This window comes from Streptomyces profundus (genome assembly GCF_020740535.1).
Taxonomy (GTDB): Bacteria; Actinomycetota; Actinomycetes; order Streptomycetales; family Streptomycetaceae; genus Streptomyces; species Streptomyces profundus.
In genome coordinates, this window is record NZ_CP082362.1 from 579,778 (window position 1) to 598,011 (window position 18,234).

The 18,234-nt window shown below is 72.2% G+C and carries 17 protein-coding genes; all 17 read left to right on the forward strand.

Annotated features, from left to right (window positions below; genetic code table 11):
* Window positions 1–31: 31 nt before the first annotated feature.
* The 17 genes from K4G22_RS02535 to K4G22_RS02615 all read left to right on the forward strand — a co-directional run bounded on the left by K4G22_RS02535 (window position 32) and on the right by K4G22_RS02615 (window position 18,211).
* Entirely contained in the window at window positions 32–907 is an 876-nt protein-coding gene (locus K4G22_RS02535; RefSeq protein WP_228078006.1) for a 3-hydroxyacyl-CoA dehydrogenase family protein, read from the forward strand.
* 42 nt (window positions 908–949) lie between these two features.
* Window positions 950–1,219 carry an acyl carrier protein gene (locus tag K4G22_RS02540; RefSeq protein ID WP_228078007.1) on the forward strand — a complete coding sequence of 90 codons (270 nt, stop codon included), beginning with the start codon at window positions 950–952 and terminating at the stop codon, window positions 1,217–1,219.
* A gap of 25 nt (window positions 1,220–1,244) precedes the next feature.
* Window positions 1,245–2,414, forward strand: a complete 1,170-nt coding sequence (locus tag K4G22_RS02545; RefSeq protein ID WP_228078008.1) for an acyl-CoA dehydrogenase family protein — start codon at window positions 1,245–1,247, stop codon at window positions 2,412–2,414.
* Window positions 2,411–3,493: an HAD-IIIC family phosphatase gene (locus K4G22_RS02550; RefSeq protein ID WP_228078009.1), complete on the forward strand. Its 1,083-nt coding sequence runs from the start codon at window positions 2,411–2,413 to the stop codon at window positions 3,491–3,493. Before K4G22_RS02545 ends, K4G22_RS02550 begins: the two co-directional genes overlap by 4 nt.
* A gap of 29 nt (window positions 3,494–3,522) precedes the next feature.
* Window positions 3,523–4,242, forward strand: a complete 720-nt coding sequence (locus tag K4G22_RS02555) for a thioesterase II family protein (RefSeq protein ID WP_228078010.1) — start codon at window positions 3,523–3,525, stop codon at window positions 4,240–4,242.
* Window positions 4,239–4,952 (forward strand): 4'-phosphopantetheinyl transferase family protein, encoded by a 714-nt coding sequence (locus K4G22_RS02560; RefSeq protein WP_228078011.1) that lies wholly within the window; start codon window positions 4,239–4,241, stop codon window positions 4,950–4,952. The genes K4G22_RS02555 and K4G22_RS02560 overlap by 4 nt, the downstream gene beginning before the upstream one ends.
* Before the next feature lie 7 nt (window positions 4,953–4,959).
* Complete coding sequence (locus K4G22_RS02565) at window positions 4,960–5,601, forward strand: LysE family translocator (protein ID WP_228078012.1); 642 nt, start codon at window positions 4,960–4,962, stop codon at window positions 5,599–5,601.
* Window positions 5,602–6,018: 417 nt separating this feature from the next.
* Window positions 6,019–6,861 (forward strand): IclR family transcriptional regulator, encoded by an 843-nt coding sequence (locus K4G22_RS02570; RefSeq protein WP_228078013.1) that lies wholly within the window; start codon window positions 6,019–6,021, stop codon window positions 6,859–6,861.
* Window positions 6,854–8,224 carry an FAD-dependent oxidoreductase gene (locus K4G22_RS02575; protein ID WP_228078014.1) on the forward strand — a complete coding sequence of 457 codons (1,371 nt, stop codon included), beginning with the start codon at window positions 6,854–6,856 and terminating at the stop codon, window positions 8,222–8,224. The genes K4G22_RS02570 and K4G22_RS02575 overlap by 8 nt, the downstream gene beginning before the upstream one ends.
* Window positions 8,221–9,513 carry an ABC transporter substrate-binding protein gene (locus K4G22_RS02580; protein ID WP_228078015.1) on the forward strand — a complete coding sequence of 431 codons (1,293 nt, stop codon included), beginning with the start codon at window positions 8,221–8,223 and terminating at the stop codon, window positions 9,511–9,513. Before K4G22_RS02575 ends, K4G22_RS02580 begins: the two co-directional genes overlap by 4 nt.
* Window positions 9,510–10,424: a carbohydrate ABC transporter permease gene (locus K4G22_RS02585; protein ID WP_228078016.1), complete on the forward strand. Its 915-nt coding sequence runs from the start codon at window positions 9,510–9,512 to the stop codon at window positions 10,422–10,424. Before K4G22_RS02580 ends, K4G22_RS02585 begins: the two co-directional genes overlap by 4 nt.
* Complete coding sequence (locus tag K4G22_RS02590; RefSeq protein WP_228078017.1) at window positions 10,421–11,299, forward strand: carbohydrate ABC transporter permease; 879 nt, start codon at window positions 10,421–10,423, stop codon at window positions 11,297–11,299. Before K4G22_RS02585 ends, K4G22_RS02590 begins: the two co-directional genes overlap by 4 nt.
* Window positions 11,300–11,369: 70 nt before the next feature.
* A complete protein-coding gene (locus K4G22_RS02595; RefSeq protein WP_228078018.1) occupies window positions 11,370–13,301 on the forward strand; it encodes a glycoside hydrolase family protein in 1,932 nt (643 codons plus the stop codon).
* The gene (locus K4G22_RS02600; protein WP_228078019.1) at window positions 13,298–15,757 is read left to right on the forward strand and encodes a family 78 glycoside hydrolase catalytic domain; all 2,460 of its coding nucleotides are present in this window, start codon (window positions 13,298–13,300) and stop codon (window positions 15,755–15,757) included. Before K4G22_RS02595 ends, K4G22_RS02600 begins: the two co-directional genes overlap by 4 nt.
* 146 nt (window positions 15,758–15,903) lie before the next feature.
* Window positions 15,904–16,617: a TetR/AcrR family transcriptional regulator gene (locus K4G22_RS02605; RefSeq protein ID WP_228078020.1), complete on the forward strand. Its 714-nt coding sequence runs from the start codon at window positions 15,904–15,906 to the stop codon at window positions 16,615–16,617.
* The gene (locus K4G22_RS02610; RefSeq protein WP_228078021.1) at window positions 16,614–17,504 is read left to right on the forward strand and encodes an alpha/beta fold hydrolase; all 891 of its coding nucleotides are present in this window, start codon (window positions 16,614–16,616) and stop codon (window positions 17,502–17,504) included. The genes K4G22_RS02605 and K4G22_RS02610 overlap by 4 nt, the downstream gene beginning before the upstream one ends.
* An 83-nt stretch (window positions 17,505–17,587) precedes the next feature.
* Window positions 17,588–18,211 (forward strand): alpha/beta fold hydrolase, encoded by a 624-nt coding sequence (locus K4G22_RS02615; RefSeq protein ID WP_228078022.1) that lies wholly within the window; start codon window positions 17,588–17,590, stop codon window positions 18,209–18,211.
* Window positions 18,212–18,234: the final 23 nt, after the last annotated feature.

Here is an 18,234-nt window from a genome sequence, read left to right on the forward strand (position 1 = left end):
CGGACAGCAGACGGACAGGAGAGAGCGGCAGATGGCACAGAGCATTCGGACGGTCGGCGTGGTGGGTGCCGGAGTGATGGGCACCGGCCTCGCCCAGGCCCTGGCGGTCAGCGGCCACGAGGTGCTCCTCGTCGACCGCACCGAGGAGATCCTGGCGCGCGCCGAACAACAGATCCAGCAGGGGCTGCGGTTCGGCCGTGTGCTCGGCGCCCAGGGCGCCGGCACCGACCGCCGGGTCGTCGCCAAGCGCATCCGGTACACGACCGAGTACGAGGGCTTCGACGGCGCCGACTTCGTGATCGAGAACGTCACCGAGGACTGGGACATCAAGCGCGGCGTCTACCAGCGCATCGACGCCGTCTGCCGGCCGGAGTGCGTGTTCGCCGCCAACACCTCCGTCATCCCGATCACCCGGATCGGCGCGGCGACCGGCCGCCAGGACCGCGTCCTGGGCATGCACTTCATGAACCCGGTGCCGCTCAAGCCGACGGTGGAGGTGATCCGAGGCCACCACACCAGCGAGGAGACGCTGGACACCGCCCGTCAACTCCTCACCCAGCTGGGCAAGGAGGGCATCGTCGTCGAGGACTCCCCGGGCTTCGTCTCCAACCGGGTGCTGATGCTCACCGTCAACGAGGCCGTCTACCTCGTCCACGAGGGCGTCGCCAGCGCGGCCGAGGTGGACCAGATCTTCCGCAGCTGCTTCGGGCACAGGATGGGCCCGCTGGAGACGGCCGACCTGATCGGCCTCGACACCATCCTCCAGTCCGTCGAAGGGCTCTACGCGGCCTTCAGCGACAGCAAGTACCGGCCCTGCCCGCTGCTGACCCGGATGGTGGACGCCGGGCTGCTGGGCCGCAAGAGCGGCCAGGGCTTCTTCGCCTACCCGACCACCGCGGCCTCCTGACCTCCCGACCTCCCCGCACTCCTCAGAAACGGCTTGGCACCTATGACCACGCAGCACACCACGGACGGCCACCGGCCGGCGATCCGCGGCTTCCTCGCCCAGTTCTTCGGCGACCACCAACCCGCCGACGAGGACGACATCTTCGCCACCGGCTTCGTCAACTCCCTCTTCATCATGCAGCTTGTCCTCTTCGTCGAGGGCGAGTTCGAACTCACCGTCGAAGACGAGGACCTGGAGATGGCGAACTTCAACACCGTCGCCGCCATCGACGCGTTCGTCGCCCGCAAGCGCGCGACCGTCGCCGGCGACTGACCGCCCATCCGGTACGGAGACCACGATGGCCACACGAGTACAGCTGACCGCCGCGCAGACGGCGGCACGCGCGGCATACGAGAGCTTCGCCCAGGAGCACATCGCCCCGCACGCGGGCGACTGGGACCGGGAGGGAGCCCTGCCGAAGGAGTTCTACGCGACCATCGGCGACGCCGGACACCTGGCCGGCGCCGTACCGGCCGACTACGGCGGCACGGCGCTTGCCCCGATCACGTTCGGGCTGCTCAACGAGGAGCTGGGCCGGGCCTGTTCGTCGGTCCGCAGCCTGCTGACCGTGCACGGCATGGTCTGCCAGGCGATAGCCCGCTGGGGCAGCGCCGGGCAGCGGGAGAGCTGGCTGCCCCGGCTGGCCACCGGCGCCGCGATCGGCGCCTTCGCCCTGACCGAGCCCGGCGCGGGCAGCGATGTGCAGGGGCTCGCGACCACCGCCCGCCGCGACGGGGACGGCTTCGTCATCGACGGCGCCAAGCGGTGGATCACCTTCGGGCAACGCGCCGACGTCTTCCTGCTGTTCGCCCGGCTCGACGACCGGCCCACCGCCTTCCTCGTCGAGGCGACCGCGCCCGGACTCGCCGTCACACCGGTGCGCGGCATCCTCGGCACCCGCGCCTCGATGCTCGCCGAGCTGGACCTGCGCGACTGCCGCGTTCCCGGCGAAGCGCTCCTGGGCCGCCCGGGGTTCGGGCTGAACGCGGTCGCCGCCACCGCCCTGGAGCTGGGCCGCTACAGCGTCGCCTGGGGCTGCGTGGGCCTGGCGCAGGCCTGCCTGGACGCCTCGCTCTCCTACGCCGAGCAGCGCCAGCAGTTCGGCGTGCGGCTGCGCGACCACCAACTCGTCCAGCGGATGCTCGCCGACATGGCCACCCACACCAGCGCGGCCAGACTCCTGTGCCAGCAGGCGGGTTGGCTGCGCCAGGACGGTGACCAGCAGGGCCTGCACGCGACCTGGCTCGCCAAGTACTTCTCCTCGACCACGGCCTTCCGCAGCGCGGCCGACGCCGTACAGATCCACGGGGCGCACGGCTGCGGCGAGGACTACCCCGTGCAGCGCTATCTGCGGGACGCGAAGGTCATGGAGATCATCGAGGGCAGCACCGAACTCCAACAGACGACCATCGCCGAGTCCGCCTATCTCGCCCCCCGGGCAGGCACCGGAAGAAAGGTCACGGAATGACCGACGACAGCGGCGCGCCGCACCCCGAGCGGGCGGCGAAGACCGTGAAGTGCGTGGTGTGGGACCTCGACAACACGGTGTGGGACGGCGTGCTCCTGGAGGACGGCGAGGGGCCGCTGCGCCCGGGTGTCAGGGAGGCGGTCGAGGAGCTCGACCGACGCGGCATCCTCCAGTCCGTCGCCAGCCGCAACGACCACGACACGGCGATGGCCGCGCTCCGACGCCACGGCCTCGCCGACTACTTCCTCTACCCGCAGATCGGCTGGCACGCCAAGTCCGGCTCCGTGCGGGCCGTCGCCAAGGCGCTCAACCTCGGTCTGGACGCCTTCGCCTTCGTGGACGACGACCCCTTCGAGCGGGCCGAGGTGGCGCACGAGATCCCCGAAGCGCTGTGTGTGGACGCCGCCGAGGCCGCCGGGCTGCCGGACCGGCCCGAGTTCACCCCCAGGTTCATCACCGAGGACTCCGCCAAGCGCCGCTCGATGTACCGGGCCGACCAGGTGCGCGCCGAGGTCGAACGCGAACACAGCGGCCCCCAGGAGGAGTTCCTCGCCACCCTCGGCATGACCTTCACCATCGCGAGGGCCACCACGGACGACCTCCAGCGCGCCGAGGAACTCACCGTCCGCACCAACCAGTTGAACACCACCGGATACACCTACTCGTACGAGGAGCTGGACACCTTCCGGCAGTCTCCCGACCACGAGCTGCTGGTCGCCCGGCTGGAGGACCGGCACGGGCCCTACGGCACCATCGGCCTGGTCCTGCTGGAACGGGAGGCGGACGCCTGGCGGATCAAGCTGCTCCTGATGTCCTGCCGGGTCATGTCGCGGGGCGTGGGCGGCGTCCTCATCACCTATCTGCGCCGCCGCGCCGGCCGGGCGGGGGTGCGGCTGCTCGCGGAGTTCCTCTCCAACGGCCGCAACCGGATGATGTATGTGACGTACAAGTTCTCCGGCTTCCGTGAGATCGGCAGGGACGGCGAACTCGCCCTCCTGGAGGCCGACGTGGCCGAGGTGCCGGAGTTCCCCGGCTACCTCACCGTGGTCGTACCGGCCGAGGCGGAGGTGAGCCCGTGAACGTGGCGACGCCAGGCAAGGGTTGGATCGTGTCCCCCCGGCCCCGGCCGGACGCCCGGCTGCGCCTGCTCTGCTTCGCCTACGCGGGCGGCGGCAGCGCGGTGTTCACCGACTGGGCGGCCAAGCTCCCGGAGGACATCGAGGTCAACGCCGTCCGGCTGCCGGGGCGCGAGTCACGCATCCTGCAACGGCCCTACGACGATCTGCGCGAGCTGATCCCGGACCTGGCGGAGGCCATCGGCGACCGCTATGACTCGGGGCCCTTCGTCCTGTTCGGCCACAGCATGGGGGCACTGATCGCGTTCGCCTACGCGCGGCTGCTCCGCGACACCGGGCGGCGGGGCCCCGAGCACCTCCTCGTCTCCGGCCGGCGCGCGCCCCAGCTCTCGCACAACCGGCCCGTCATCCACGACCTGCCCGACGACGCCTTCGTCGAGCGGCTGCGGGCCCTGGGCGGAACGCCCGAGGACCTGCTGAACAACCCCCGGGTGATGCGCCTGATCATGCCGGGCCTCCGTTCCGACTTCCGGCTCAACGACGCCTACGCCTACGAGCCGGCCCCCGCCCTCGACTGCCCCGTCACCGCCTTCGGGGGGCGCGAGGACCGGCATGTGGACGAGGCGGGGCTGGCCGCCTGGGCGGAACAGACCACAGGGCCCTTCGCGCTGCGGATGCTGCCGGGCGGCCACTTCTTCCTGCACTCGGCCCAGGAGCGGCTGCTGCGCGAGCTGGCCGGCATCCTGGCGTGACCCGGACAGCGGGGCGCTGGCAGCCGGCGCCCGAACGGGTGACGCTGGACGGGGATGGCGTGCACGTCTGGCTCGTGCGCCTCGACGCGCCGCCCGGCCCCGGATACCGGCCGGCCCAGCTGCTCTCCCCCGAGGAGACGGCGCGGGCGGACCGGTGCGTCCTCCCCCTGGAGCGGGCCCGGTTCACAGCGGCGCGGGCTGCCGTCCGCGAGGTGCTCTCCCGCTACACCGGGACACCGCCGAGGCGTCTCGCCTTCGGCAGCAGCGAGCGCGGGCGGCCCCAACTGGTGGGCCCCGCGGGGCTCGACTTCAACCTCTCCCACTCGGGCGGCACCGCGCTGATCGCGGTGGCCCGAGGCAGCCGGGTGGGCGTCGACGTGGAGGAGATCGACCCGTCCGTCGACCACCGGGCCATGGCCCGCCGCTTCCTCGACCCGACGGAGGCGGAGCTGATCGACGCTCAGCCGGACGCGGCCGGCCGTCGTTCGTTCTTCACCGGCTGGACCCGCCGAGAGGCCTACGCCAAGGCCCTCGACTGCGCCATCCCGCGGCGGCTGGAGGTGAGCGATCCCCTGGTTCTCTGGGATCTTCCGTCACGGCCGGAGGTCTGTGCCACTCTGGTCACCGCCCGGCCGGTGGGTGCCCCCCGCTGCTGGATCTGGGACCGACAGGCCGGGCGGACCGAGCAGGCGACCGACAGCAGAAAGTAGTAGACCGATGCCCCAACCAGCCACGCTCTGGTGGTTCTTCACCGCCTCGCTGATCCTGTTACTCGTTCCCGGCCCCTCGGTCCTCTATGTGACCGGCCGCACGTTCGACCAGGGCCTCAGCGCCGGGACGCTGTCCACCGTCGGCCTGGCCCTCGGCGACCTCGTCCAGGTGCTCGCCGCGGTGGTGGGCCTCTCGGCCCTGATCGCCTCCTCCGAGGTGGCCTTCGAGATCGTCAAGTACGCGGGCGCCGCCTATCTCCTGTGGCTCGGCGTCCAACGGCTGCGCACCCCGGCGGTGGCCTCCGACCCCGAGGACGGGACGTCGGCGCCCTCCCCCGGCAGGCGCGTCCTCCTTCAGGGGCTGGTCGTCAACGCCCTCAACCCGAAGAGCACGCTGTTCTTCCTCGCCTTCCTCCCCGTCTTCGTCAAGAGCGCCGACGGCCCCGTCTGGTCCCAGACCCTCGTCCTCGGCCTGGTCTTCGTGGCGGTCGGCATGGTGACCAACGCGAGCTGGGCCCTGCTGAGCCTCCTCATCCGCGGCCGGGTGCGGCAGAGCAGGGGGTTCCTCCAGGTCCAGCGGTACGTGGGCGGCGGCGTCTTCCTCGTCCTCGCCGGCGCCGTCCTCACCACCGGCAGCGCCGGCGACTGACCGCCCCGCTGTCCTTCTCGCGGTCCGGCAAGAGGACCGCTGGCCTCCGGGTCCGGCATGCCTGTCGCCCCCTGTCGAAGGGATGACCATGCCGTTGTTCTAGCGCTCGCGCCACCGGTTGTGGGGGGTGACGACGACCGGAGGGTCGGCGACTGGTGGCGGGGTCGCCCGGGGCCCCGCCGCCTCCGCTCCGCCGATCTCCGCCGGGCCGACCGGGGTTGCCGCCTCCCCGCATCCGGCCCGGCGACGGCGCGGGCAGGCCGGGTACGGCGGCGGAACTCCCGTCGGCCATCCCCGCTTCCTTGATTGAATCGTTTTTGCCCGACCTCTTGTCACGAAATCGCCGGGGTGCCATGGTGTGCTCTGACAAAGTCGAACTGCCTTCTACATTGTAGAAGCTAAGGATCAGCGAGGATCATGGCTGTCGAAGAGGACAGGTCCGAACCCGCCGGGGGCACCCCGGGCGGGGCGGTCAAGAGCCCGATTCAGACCATCGACCGGGTGACGGCGCTGCTGGAGTGCCTGGCCGGCGCCGGACCCGCGGGGATAGGGCTGTCCCAAGTCACCGACGCGGTCGGCCTGCGGGCCTCCACCGGCCGCACGCTGCTCTCGGCGCTGGTGATGCACGGCCTCGTCGCGCAGATCGAGTCCACCCGCCGCTATGTGCTCGGCCCCCGTTTCTTCGAGCTGAACCGCACCTACACGCTCCAGAACGACCTGGGAGCCGTCGCCGCCCCCGTGCTGCGGGACCTGTGGGAGACCAGCCGCGAGACCGTGCAGCTCGCCACGCTCCAGCACGGTCGGCGGGTGGACGTGAGCGTGCTGGTCGGCCCCCAGCTGCTGAACGTCAACCCGACGACGATGCGCTCGGCGCCCGAGCCCGTCGGGCCGTTGATCCACACCGCCGCCGGGAAGGTGCTGCTGGCCGGGCTCCCGGACGTCGAGCGGGACCGGCTGCTGTCCTCCGGCCACGCCGAGTTCGATCGGGCACGGGTGTTGAGCGAGTTGGCGGCGGTGGCCAGGGACGGGTTCGCCACCAACCACGACGAGGAGGTCGCCGGGGTCTGCGGGATCGCCGCCCCGGTGCGCGACCACAACGGGCGGGTCGTCGCCGCGCTGTGTCTTGGCTATCCGTCGGCCCGTCGCACGCCGGAGCACGAGAGCCGGCTGCGGGAGGCGACGATCGCCTCGGCCGCCGAGCTGTCCCGGCTGGTGGGCGCGCCCACGGGCACCGACCGTGGGGAGGCCCCAGGTGCGTGAGGAGCTGGACGTGCTGGTCGTCGGCGGCGGCCCGGCCGGGATCTGTGCCGCGATCCAGTCCGCCACGCTCGGCGCACGCACCGGACTGGTCGAGAAGAACGGCGCGTTGGGCGGCACGACGACCGTCGCCGGCGTCGCGCTGCCCGGCCTCTTCCACGCCTGGGGACAGCAGATCATCACGGGCGTCGGCTGGCGGCTGGTGCGCGAGGCGGTGGCGGTCGGCGGGACGACGCTGCCCGACTTCTCCCGTTGGGATCTGCCGCACTACCGGCTCCAGGTCCCCGTCAGCGCACCGGTGTACGCGGCCCTCGCGGACCGCGCGGTGGTCGGGTCGGGCGCCGACCTGCTGCTGCACACCATGGTGGCCGCCGTCTCCTGGACGGGGTCGCGGTGGCGGGTGGTGCTCTGCGGCAAGGAGGGGCTGCGCGAGGTCAGCGCGGCCCGCGTCGTGGACTGCACCGGCGACGCCGACGTGGTGGCGCTGGCCGGCCTGCCGAGATCGCGCAATCCGGAGCGGCAGCCCGGGACGTTGATGGTGCGGTTCGGCGGCTACGACCACCGCTCCCTGGACGGGATGGACCTCGACGCGCTCGACCTGGCCTATGACGCCGCGCTCGTGGACGGCACGCTGCGCGCCGACGACTTCCAGTCCGCCTCCCGCCCGCTGCGGAAGCTGCTGCGCCACCGGGGCGAGAACGCGATCCACGTCACGGGCGTGGACGGCGGCACGAGTCGCACCAGGACCGAGGCCGAACTCGCCGGCCGCCGCGCGCTGTTGCGGATCTTCCGGTTCCTGCGGGCGCAGCCGGGGCTGGAGCGGCTGTCCATCGAGTCCTGGGCGGTGGAGACCGGTATCAGGGAGACCTACACGATCGACGGCGTCGAACGGGTGACCGTCGACGACTACCGGAGCGGGCGGCTGTGGGACGACGCCGTCTCCTACAGCTTCTACCCCATCGACGTGCACCGTTCCGACGGCGACGGGATCGACATCCGTCCCCTCGACTACGGCGTGCTGCCCACCATCCCCCTGGGCGCGATGGTGCCCAGGGACGCGCCGGGATCGCTGTTGGTCGCCGGCCGTGCGGTCTCCGGCGACCAGGAGGCGAACTCGGCCTACCGCGTACAGGCGTCCTGCATGGCGATGGGGCAGGCGGCCGGGACGGTCGCCGCCCTGTCGGTGCGGGACGGCACCGCCGTACGGGACGTGCCCCTCCCCGCGATCCACCGCACGCTGCGCGACACCGGCGCCACCGTCCCCGGCGACGTCACCGTCCCCCCGCCACCCCCAGGACCAGCAGGGCCCGCACCCGACGGTCCGTCCCAGGAACCCCCGGCCCCGCCGGTGAAGGAGGAAACATGAGCCCCAACCACATGGCCCGTCGGCACCGCCCGGCTCGGGCCGGGCTGGCGGCCGGGTTGACCACCCTGCTCGCCCTGTCCGGCTGCGGCTTCGTCAACACCGGCGACGGTGACGGCGACACGGCGACGCTGACCACGTACACCAGCCCCGAGCAGAACACGGGACTGGCGGACCTGTACGCGGCCTACGAGGAGCGGGAGGGCGTGACCGTGGACGCCTCCCACGCGGCGGCCGAGGAGCTCAACCAGCAGCTGCGCGTCCAACTGACCTCCGGCACCGCGCCCGACGTCATCCGGGTCTCGCCGGGGTACTCCAGCCCCGTCTCGGCCGGGGTGCTCGGCGAGGCGGACGAGCTGGCCGATCTGTCCGACTCCGCGTGGGCGGGCCAACTCGACGAGTCCACGGCCGTGTTGGCGGGGGACGGGGAGCGCACTGTCGCCTACCCGGTCGGACGCAACGCGATCGTCGCCGCCTACAACAAGGAGGTGTTCGAGGAGCTGTCGCTTGAGGTCCCCACCACCTGGAGCGAGTTGCTCGCCGTCTGCGAGGAGCTTGAGGCCGCGGGGAAGACCCCGATCGCGGCCGGGCTCTCCGGGGGCGTCTACCTCCAGTTCTTCGTCTACGCCCTGGCCGGCACCCTGGTCCACGCCGAGCAGCCCGACCTCGACGAGCGGATGCGCGCCGGCGAGACGAGCTTCGCCGACGAGGCGGCCTGGACCGAGGTCTTCGAGAAGCTGACCGAGCTGAACGAGTACTTCACGCCCGACGCGCTCGGCGTCCCGGCCGACCAGGCCCAGCAGGCGCTGGCCAGGGGCGAGGCCGGGATGACCCTGCTGGTCTCGGCGGGACTGCCGCAGCTGTTCGACTACGCGGCCGAGGGCTCGGACGCCTTCGAGGTGTTCGCCCTGCCCGCCGACGACGACCCCGACGCCACGGTGTTGCCCACCGCGCCCGACTTCCTCGCCGTGAACGCCGCCTCGCCCCGGGTGGACGAGGCGCGGACCTTCCTCGACTTCCTCGCCGAGCCGGAGAACGTCGAGTCCTACGCCACCACCCTGGGCGTGCTGCCCGGCGTCGGCGAGACCGCCCAGGCGGCGGACTCGCCGCTGGCCCCGGTGCTGCCGCTGGTCGACGAGGGCCGCACCGCGCCCTACGCCAACTATCTGTGGCCCAACGGCGACACCCAGCAGACGCTGCTCCAGTCGGGGCAGCAACTGCTCGCCGGGGAGATCGGCGTTCCGGCGCTGCTGGACCAGTTGGACGAGCAGTACGCGAAGGGGACCAGGTGACCGCGCCGCCCCTCCCCGCCCGCGCCGGCCGGCGACGACGCGTCGGGGTGCGTGGGGCGCCCTGGCTGTTCGTGGTGCCGGCGCTGCTGGTCTACGGCGTCGTGGTGCTCTACCCGACGGCCGCCGGCGGACTGTACGCGTTCACCGACTGGACCGGCCGGGCCGGCGATGCGAACTTCGTCGGCCTGGACAACTTCCGCCGCCTGTTCAACACGGAGTCCGCGCGTTCCGCGCTGGTCAACACCCTGACGATCGCGGCGGCCTGCACCATCGTCCAGACCGCCGCCGGGCTCGGCCTGGCGCTGGCGCTGAACACCAGGCTGCGCAGCCGCAACGTCCTGCGCACCCTGTTCTTCGCCTCGGCGCTGCTGCCGCCGGTGATCATCGGCTTTCTGTGGCAGTACGTGCTCACGCCGACCGGTCCGCTGAACACCGCGCTGTCCGACGTGGGCCTCGGGGCGCTGCGGCAGAACTGGCTCGGGGACGGCTCGTTGGCGCTGTGGTCGGTGATCGGCGTGATCATCTGGCAGAACGCCGGACTGACGATGGTGATCTACCTCGCCGGGCTCCAGGGCATCCCGCCCGAGGTGCACGAGGCCGCCGCCATCGACGGCGCCGGGCCGTGGCAGCGGTTCCGTTCCGTCACGCTGCCGCTGCTGCTGCCGGCGACGACGATCGCGCTGTCGCTCACGCTGATCGGGAGCCTCAAGCTGTTCGACCAGGTCTTCGCCATGACCGGCGGCGGGCCCGGCTACGCCACCGAGACGCTGTCGGTGGTGATGTACAAGGAGGCGTTCGTCTCCGGCGAGTTCGGCTACAGCGCGGCGATCGCCCTGGTGCTCACCATGATCGTGTTCGCCTTCGCCATGATCCAGCTGCGGACGCTGCGCCGATTCGAGGTGGACTCATGAGCGGCGGACCTCTGAGCCGCGGGCTTCTGGGCGGCGGGCTTCTGGGCGCCCGACGCGGGCGTGGACCGCGAGCGGTGCTGGGCGAGTTGGCCATGATCGCGGTCGGCGTGCTGTTCGCCTTCCCCTTCTATGTCTTCCTCAGCATCTCGCTCAAGACGCCGGACGAGGTCGCCGCCGACCCGCTGGGCCCACCGTCCGGGCTGCGGCTGGACAACTACACCACCGCCTGGCGCGAGGCGGAGCTGGGCCAGGCGCTGTTCAACTCGACCGTGGTCGCGGCGATCAGCGTGGCACTGCTGATCGCACTGGGCTCGCTGGCCGCGTACACCATCGCCCGGCGCGCCGGGCGGCTCAGTTACACGACCTATGTGCTGTTCCTGTTGGGCATCATGATTCCGCTCCAACTGGGCATGGTGCCGCTCTACCAACTGATGCGGGACGCCGATCTGCTCCAGACCTACACCTCGCTGATCATCTTCAACGTGGGCACCCAGCTGCCGATGACGGTGTTCCTCTACGCCGGCTTCACCCGGGCACTGCCGCGCGAGTACGAGGAGGCGGCGTATGTGGACGGCGCCGGCACCCTGCGGACGTTCCTCGGGATCGTCTTCCCCCTGCTGCGCCCGGTCACCGGCACCGTGGTGATCATCTCGTCGATCAACGTGTGGAACGAGTTCCTGACGCCGCTGCTCTACGTCGGCGGCAGCTCCCAACAGACGCTCCCGGTCGCCATCTTCGCCTTCCGTGGCGAGTTCAGCACCAACTGGGGCGTGATCTTCGCCGGCATGGTCCTCGCGATCCTGCCGATCCTGCTCGTCTACTTCCTCCTCCAGAAGTCGATCATCAAGGGCTTCGCCTCCGGGCTCAAGGGCTGAAAGGACACCGATGACGATGGCCGAACCCACCTCACCGAGACCCACCTCACCGAGACCCACCTCTCCGAGAATGACCCGGCGCACCCTGCTGCTGGGGGCCGGCGCGGGAACGCTGGTCACCGCCGCCGGGCTGGCCGGTCCGAGCGCGTTCGCCGCCGCCCCGGCGGCCGATGCCCAGGGACTGCCGCCGATCGCGCCCCTGCCGCCCGGCTCGCTCGACCGCTCCCTCTTCAGCCACCCGGAACAGCGGCTCGCGCCCTACCTGGTGACGCTCGCCCCCATGGTCAACGAGATCGTCGACGACGGCTCCGAGCGGCACGGCTGGATGGCGGGCGGCTGGTGGCGGACGCCGGTCGAACCGTTCAACGCCCGCATCCAGGAGCACGTCCGCACGCTCGCCTGGTTCGCCACCACCGAACGCGACTGGAACCCCTATCACGGCGATCCCGCGCTGCTGGCCCGGCTGGACGCCGCCATCCGTCACTACCTCTCCCTTCAGCACGAGGAGGGGTTCTGGTCCGAGTTCGAGCCGACCGAACGCTCCCGCGCGGCCACCGCCTTCGCGCTTGGCTATCTCTCCAAGACCCTGGAGGACCTGCGGCGCGCCGACCGGCTCCCCGGGACCAGGGACGAGATCAGCGCGGCGCTGCACCGCGCCATGGTCTGGTTCCTCGACCCGGCCAACGAGGGCGTGTGGCAGCCGGGGTCCATCGAGTTCGTGAACCAGCCGATGGCCGGCCTCGCCGGCGCGACCCTCGCCCTGCGACTGGATCCCGACCCCGGGCTCGCGACCCGGCTCCGGGAGAGGACGGCGGACATCGTCGCCAGGGGCCAGAGCCCGGCCGGCTACTTCTACGAGCCGCGCGGCATGGACATCGCCTACAACCTCAACGTCACGCTCTCCGAGATCGTCGAGATACTGGACCACACCGAGGCGCCCGAACTGATCGGCACCGTCGAACGGTTCGCCGACTGGCTGGGCTACAACCTGGTCCGCGAACCCGACGGCGCCGGCTACATCGCCAACACGGCCGGCTCCGCCCGCACCCCCATGTACTACCTGGACGATGTCACCGACGAGCCCCAACAGCGCGACCTGGGCTCGTGGTTCACCCCGCTGGTCCCCGCGATGGCCGCGTTCTACCCGACGGACGAGGACCGGGCGGCGCAACGCGAGGCGTGGGCGGCCGAGACCGCGCCCGTGCCGGAGCAGGAGCGCGGGGCGACCAACCCGCGCATCCTGGTCAACATCCCCTACGGCGAACGGTACCCGACCGGTGCGGCCAAGGCCGCCGCCGTCGCCGCGCTGCCCTATCTGGCATCGGACCGGTTCACCGAGCTGCGCCGCGACCCGCGCGGCGAGGACTACCTCTTCGTGCGCCGTCCGGGCTACTACACCATGGCGCACTACGGACCCAACGCGACCACCCTGGTCCGCTCCGGCCTCTCCCTGATCTGGCATCCCGAGGCCGGCACCCTCGTCCACGGCGGACACAACAGCAACGAGGACTGCTGGGCCACCGTGCTGCCCGGCGGCGGCACCGACGCCGCCGCCGACCTCACCGTCGCCTACTTCGACGGCGACCCGGCGGACGGCGTCGAACTCGATCCCGAACAGGTCGCGGACGTCGACGAGTTGGGCCTGACCTGGCGCAGCCCGCAGGGCAATGTCACCGGCGCCGCCGTACTGGGCGACGCCTCGATCACCCGGCGCCTCGACGTCGTCAGCGAGGCCACCGAGCAGGTCCCCCTGCTGCTGCGGCGGGGCGACCGGCTCACCTGGACCGGCGGCCCGGGCCGGGTCGAGGTCGGCACGGCCGTCACGGCGCGCGGCCTGCGCCTGCGCCGGGGCCGCGTCACCCTCGACGTCCACTGGGGGGACCGGCTGGAGGCGACCGTCAGCGATCTGGACCGCGCCTACTTCGCCGACGCCCGTGGCCGGGCCCATGTGCTGCGGGTGGCCCACCCGCCGACCGCCGTCTTCCGCTACCGCTTGTCGTGAGCGTCGTCCTGGGCGGGCTGACCGTCGAGCACACCGCCGAGCCGGTCGGGGTCGATGTGGTGCCCCGGTTCGGCTGGCTGGTCACCGACCCCGACGAGAGCCCGGTCACGCCCTCGGCGTACCGGCTCGTGGTGAGCGACCGGGACGGCGTGCGCTGGGACACCGGCCGGGTGCCGGGCGACCGCACCACCGAGGTGGAGTACGCCGGGCCGCCGCTGGCCCCGCTGCGCCGCCACCGCTGGTCGGTGACGGCGTGGGCGGACGGTCGACGGCTCACCGCCGCCTCGGAGTTCGTCACCGGTGTGCCGGACGGCGACTGGCGGGGCGCGCGGTGGCTGGCCGGCACGGACGAGGCGGCCCCGCTGCTGCGCCACGTCTTCGAGCTGCCCTTCGACCCGGTGGAGGCCCAGCTCGCGGTGGCCGCCGGGGGCTACGCCCGGGTGCTGCTCGACGGCGAACCGGTCGAACCGTCCCTGCTCAGCCCGGGGTTCACCGACTACGACGTGCGCGTCCAGTATGTGGTGAGCGATGTGACGGCACGGCTGCGCGCCGGTCGGCACGCCCTGGGCGTGGAGCTGGGCCGGGGCTTCTACGGCATGGCGCGGCGCAACACCTGGGACTGGCACACCGCGCCCTGGCACGGCGCGCCCCGCCTCCGGCTGCTGCTCCTCGCCCGGGACGCGTCGGGGGGCGAGCACACCGTGGTCAGCTCCCGGTCCTGGCGCACCGTCGGCGGTCCGACGCGCGCCGACGACCTCTACGCGGGGGAGGACTTCGACGTCCGCCACGACCAACCCGGCTTCGCCGGGGTCGGGTTCGTCGAGGACGCGGCGTGGCGGTCGGCGCGCGTGGTCGCGGGGCCGCGCGGGCGGCTGGTCAACCAGCGCCAGCCGCCGATCGGCGTCACGGATGTCCTCGCGCCCGAGTCCGTCGCCGAACTCGGTCCCGGGCACTGGGTGTTCTCCTTCCCCCGGGTTCTCGCCGGGTGGACGCGGCTGGAGCTGCCCGCCGACCCCGAGCGCGGTCCGACCACCGTGGAGCTGTCGCACGGCGAACTGCTCCGTCCGGACGGCACCGTGCGCGCCGAGGACGACCGCGGCTACTACGACGGCAGGTTCCAGACCCACCGGGTCACCGTCGACCGGCGGGCGCTGAACTGGCGACCGCGCTTCAGCTACCAGGGCTTCCAGCATGTCGAGGTGCGCGCCCCCGGCCTCGGCGCGCCGCCCGTGCTCACGGCGGAGGCCGCGCACACCCTGGTCCGTCGCACCGGCCACTTCGCCTGCTCCGACCCGCTGTTGAACCGGCTGCACGAACTGACCGGCCGCACCGTCCTCAACAACCTGCACCATCTGCCCACCGACACTCCGGCCTACGAGAAGAACGGCTGGACGGGCGACGGGATGCTGGGCACCGAGCTGTTCCTCCTCAACTTCGACGCCCACGAGCTTCTCGCCAAGTGGCTCACGGACGTGGCCGACTCACGGCACGGCTCCGGCGCCCCGGCGGTCATCGCCCCGTTCGGCGGCTGGCGGATGGACTGGTCGCCCGCGCCCACCTGGCACTCCGCGCTGGTGCTCGGCCCGTGGTGGCTGCACCGCTACACCGGTGACCGACGGATCGTCCACGAGCTGTGGGACGACATGGCCTCCTATGTCGAGTTCGAACTGGCCCGCCGGGTCGACGGCCTGGCCGACACCACCCTGGGCGACTGGGTGAGCCCGGACACCGACCCGGAGGGCGGCAACCCGCCCGAGGACCGGCGGATCGCGGCGACCGCGTTTCTGCACGCCATGACGCTCGCCCTCGCCTCGATGGCCCCGGTCGCCGGCCGGCCGGCCGAGGCCGGCAGGTGGTGGCGGGAGGCGGCCCGGGTGCGGACCGCGTTCCGGCGGGCGTTCGTCGTCCCCGAGCCCTCGGGCCCCGGGGCGCCGGTCGTCGCCGGCCGGGGGGACACCGGCTTCCGGCAGTCCCACCATGTGCTGGCGCTGGCGCTACGCCTGCTGCCGCCGGGGACGGCGAGGCGGGCGGCCGACGCGCTGGCCGGCGACATCCGCGCTCGCGGCGGTCATCTGGCCACCGGCGCGCTGGCGACCAAGTTCCTGCTGCCCGTGCTCACCGAGTACGGGTACCTCCAGCTGGCGCACGGCGTCGCCACCCGTACCACGTACCCGAGTTGGGGCTACTGGGTCACCCGGGGCGCCACAACGCTGTGGGAACACTGGCGTGCGGAGTCCCGCTCCCGGGGGCACTACTTCCTGGGCACGCTCGACGACTGGCTCTTCCACACGCTGGCCGGGCTGCGCCCGACCGAACCGGGCTGGGGCCGCACGGCCCACGCCGAGCCGAGCCTGCCCGACGGCGTCGACTGGGTCCGAGCGTCGGTGCGCACACCCTACGGCGTACTCCACTCGACAGCACACCGTCCACCCCCCACCGAGTCGCGTCCGGCCTGACCAGGGGCCGTCCGCGGCGCGCCCTGGCCGGCGCGGCGCTCAGCCGGGACGGGCGGCTCCGTCCCCCCCCTCGGGGGCGAACCGTTCCGGCGGGCTCGGCAGGTCGGGGCGCGGACTCTGGGCGACCACCTGATACGATACGGCACGTGCCGTATCCTAATGATCCCGTCAGCGCCCCTGCCGCCCCCGCCGCCTCCCGTGGTGGGCGTCCACGCGACGAGCGGCGGGAGCGCGAGATCCTCGCGGTGGTGGGCTCCCTGCTCGCCGAGTCGGGCTACGACGGCGTCAGCTTCGAGGAGGTCGCGCGCCGGGCGGGCGCGTCCAAGGCCACCCTCTACCGGCGGTGGAAGACCAGACGGGAGATGGTGATCGCCGCGCTGAAGGCGGGCCCGGCGCGCCGTGAGGGGCCGGACGAGATCGACACGGGCAGCCTGCGCGGGGACCTGCTGGCACTGTGCCGACGCCTCGACCGTTCCATGCGCTCCGGCGACAACCACACGGCACTGCTGCTGCTCCAGGCCGGCCTTGAGGATCCCGACCTCTGCGAGGAGATCGAGAGAGCCGTGGGGCCGACGGGGGCACGCCTGCCGGCGGCGGTGATCGAGGCGGCCGTCCGCCGAGGCGAACTGCCCGAGGGCGCCGACCCGTTCCCCTACGAGGAGGTCGCCGGCTCCGTGCTCCTGCTCCGTCGGCTCAACGGACTGCGGGCCGACACCCCCTACCTCGAAGCGCTGATCGACTCCGTCCTCATCCCCGCCCTGCGCGCGACCACGGGCTCCCGTCGAACAACGATGCCGGCCGGCATCTTCTCCGGCCACCCAGCCACCCAACCGACCTCAGTCCTGGAGGAAGCACCGTGACACCGCTGACCATCGAAGGGTTCCGGTACCAGACGCTGCCGGGGGAGCGGGACGTCGATATCAACGTCGCCGTCGCCGGCTTCGGGCCGGCGGTCGTCCTGCTCCACGGATTTCCCCAGACGCACTACATGTGGCGCCACGTCGCGCGGGAACTCGTCGAGCGGCACACCGTGATCGTGCCTGACCTGCGCGGCTACGGCGAGAGTTCCAAGCCCGGCGCGAGCAGCGCCGAGACCTACGCGAAGCGGACCATGGCGCGGGACGTCGTCCGGGTGGCCCACGCTCTCGGACACGAGCGCTTCGGGCTGGTCGGGCACGACAGGGGCGCGCTGGTCGGGGTCCGCGCCGGCCTGGACCACCCGCGGACGGTGCGGTATCTCGGCATCCTCGACGTGCTCCCCACCCTCGACACATGGGCCGTTCTCCAGGGGGTCAACGCCAAGGTCGCGTGGCATCTGTACCTCATGGCCCAGCCGGCCGGCCTTCCGGAGAGGATGATCGCCGCCGTCGCCCCCGAGTTCTTCGCCTCGTTCCTGGACGCCTGGGACACCGACGGCTCCACGTTCACCCCTGAGGTACGCCAGCACTACATCGACAGCTCCGTCGCGGCCGTCGCCTCCATCGTCGCCGACTACCGGGCCACCGCGAGCATTGACCTGGAGATGGACCAGGCCGACCGCGACGCAGGCCGCCAACTCGGCATGCCGGTCGGGGTCATCTCCCAGGACTGGGGATCCCAACTCGGCTTCGACGCCGCGTCGCTCTGGGAAGCGTGGGCGCGCGACCTGACGTACCAGCCGATCGACGCCGGGCACTTCATGGCCGAGGAACAGCCGTCGGAGATCGCCCGCTTCATCTCCGACCTCGCCGCACGCGCCGACAACTGACGCCCCGCGCCCCGGCGACGGCCAGCCCTGGGCACCGGGTCCGCGCGCCTGTCGGGTGATCAGCTGGCGAGTAGCCTGCTGCCATGTCCGTTCCCTCTCCTTTCGCCGCCCCCACTCGCTCCGACGGCGACCGTGACCGGGTCGCGGTCATCGTCCCCGGCGTCGGCTACTCGCCTGCCCGGCCGCTGCTGCACTTCGCCCGAAAGGTGCTCGTCCAGCATGGCTGGACGGTCCAGGAGCTGTGGTGGCAGGTCCCGGACGACTTCTCGCAGTTCACCGTGGCCGACCGGATCGCGTGGGTGGAGCGGCATGTCACCGAGGCCGTCGACGCCGAGGCAGGCGCCTGCCGCCTTCTTGTCGGTAAGTCCCTGGGCTCCCTGGCCTGCGGTGTCGCCGCCGATCGGCGGATCGCGGCAGCCTGGCTCACGCCTGTCCTGGACATCGAGCAGGTGGCCCGTTCGCTCCGGCGGGCCACGGCACCGACTCTCCTCATCGGCGGGAGCGCCGACAGACTGTGGGACACCCGGATCGCCGAGTCCACGGGGCACGACGTGCTGACGATTCCGTCAGCGGACCACTCCCTGGAACTGTCGAACGACGCCGTGAGGTCCGTGGAGGTCCTGCGCCAAACCGTCTCACGGCTGGACGACTTCATCGGCGCTCTCGGTCGTGGGAACGGTCGGAAGAACGCCGGCGACCGGGACTGAAGCGCAGCGCCGCTCCACACACC

What these genes read in the sequence shown, in the direction of transcription:
- K4G22_RS02535 (WP_228078006.1), top strand. Translation starts at nt 32, where the DNA reads ATGGCACAGAGCATTCGGACGGTCGGCGTGGTGGGTGCCGGAGTGATG.
- K4G22_RS02540 (WP_228078007.1), top strand. Translation starts at nt 950, where the DNA reads ATGACCACGCAGCACACCACGGACGGCCACCGGCCGGCGATCCGCGGC.
- K4G22_RS02545 (WP_228078008.1), top strand. Translation starts at nt 1,245, where the DNA reads ATGGCCACACGAGTACAGCTGACCGCCGCGCAGACGGCGGCACGCGCG.
- K4G22_RS02550 (WP_228078009.1), top strand. Translation starts at nt 2,411, where the DNA reads ATGACCGACGACAGCGGCGCGCCGCACCCCGAGCGGGCGGCGAAGACC.
- K4G22_RS02565 (WP_228078012.1), top strand. Translation starts at nt 4,960, where the DNA reads ATGCCCCAACCAGCCACGCTCTGGTGGTTCTTCACCGCCTCGCTGATC.
- K4G22_RS02570 (WP_228078013.1), top strand. Translation starts at nt 6,019, where the DNA reads ATGGCTGTCGAAGAGGACAGGTCCGAACCCGCCGGGGGCACCCCGGGC.
- K4G22_RS02580 (WP_228078015.1), top strand. Translation starts at nt 8,221, where the DNA reads ATGAGCCCCAACCACATGGCCCGTCGGCACCGCCCGGCTCGGGCCGGG.
- K4G22_RS02590 (WP_228078017.1), top strand. Translation starts at nt 10,421, where the DNA reads ATGAGCGGCGGACCTCTGAGCCGCGGGCTTCTGGGCGGCGGGCTTCTG.
- K4G22_RS02595 (WP_228078018.1), top strand. Translation starts at nt 11,370, where the DNA reads ATGACCCGGCGCACCCTGCTGCTGGGGGCCGGCGCGGGAACGCTGGTC.
- K4G22_RS02615 (WP_228078022.1), top strand. Translation starts at nt 17,588, where the DNA reads ATGTCCGTTCCCTCTCCTTTCGCCGCCCCCACTCGCTCCGACGGCGAC.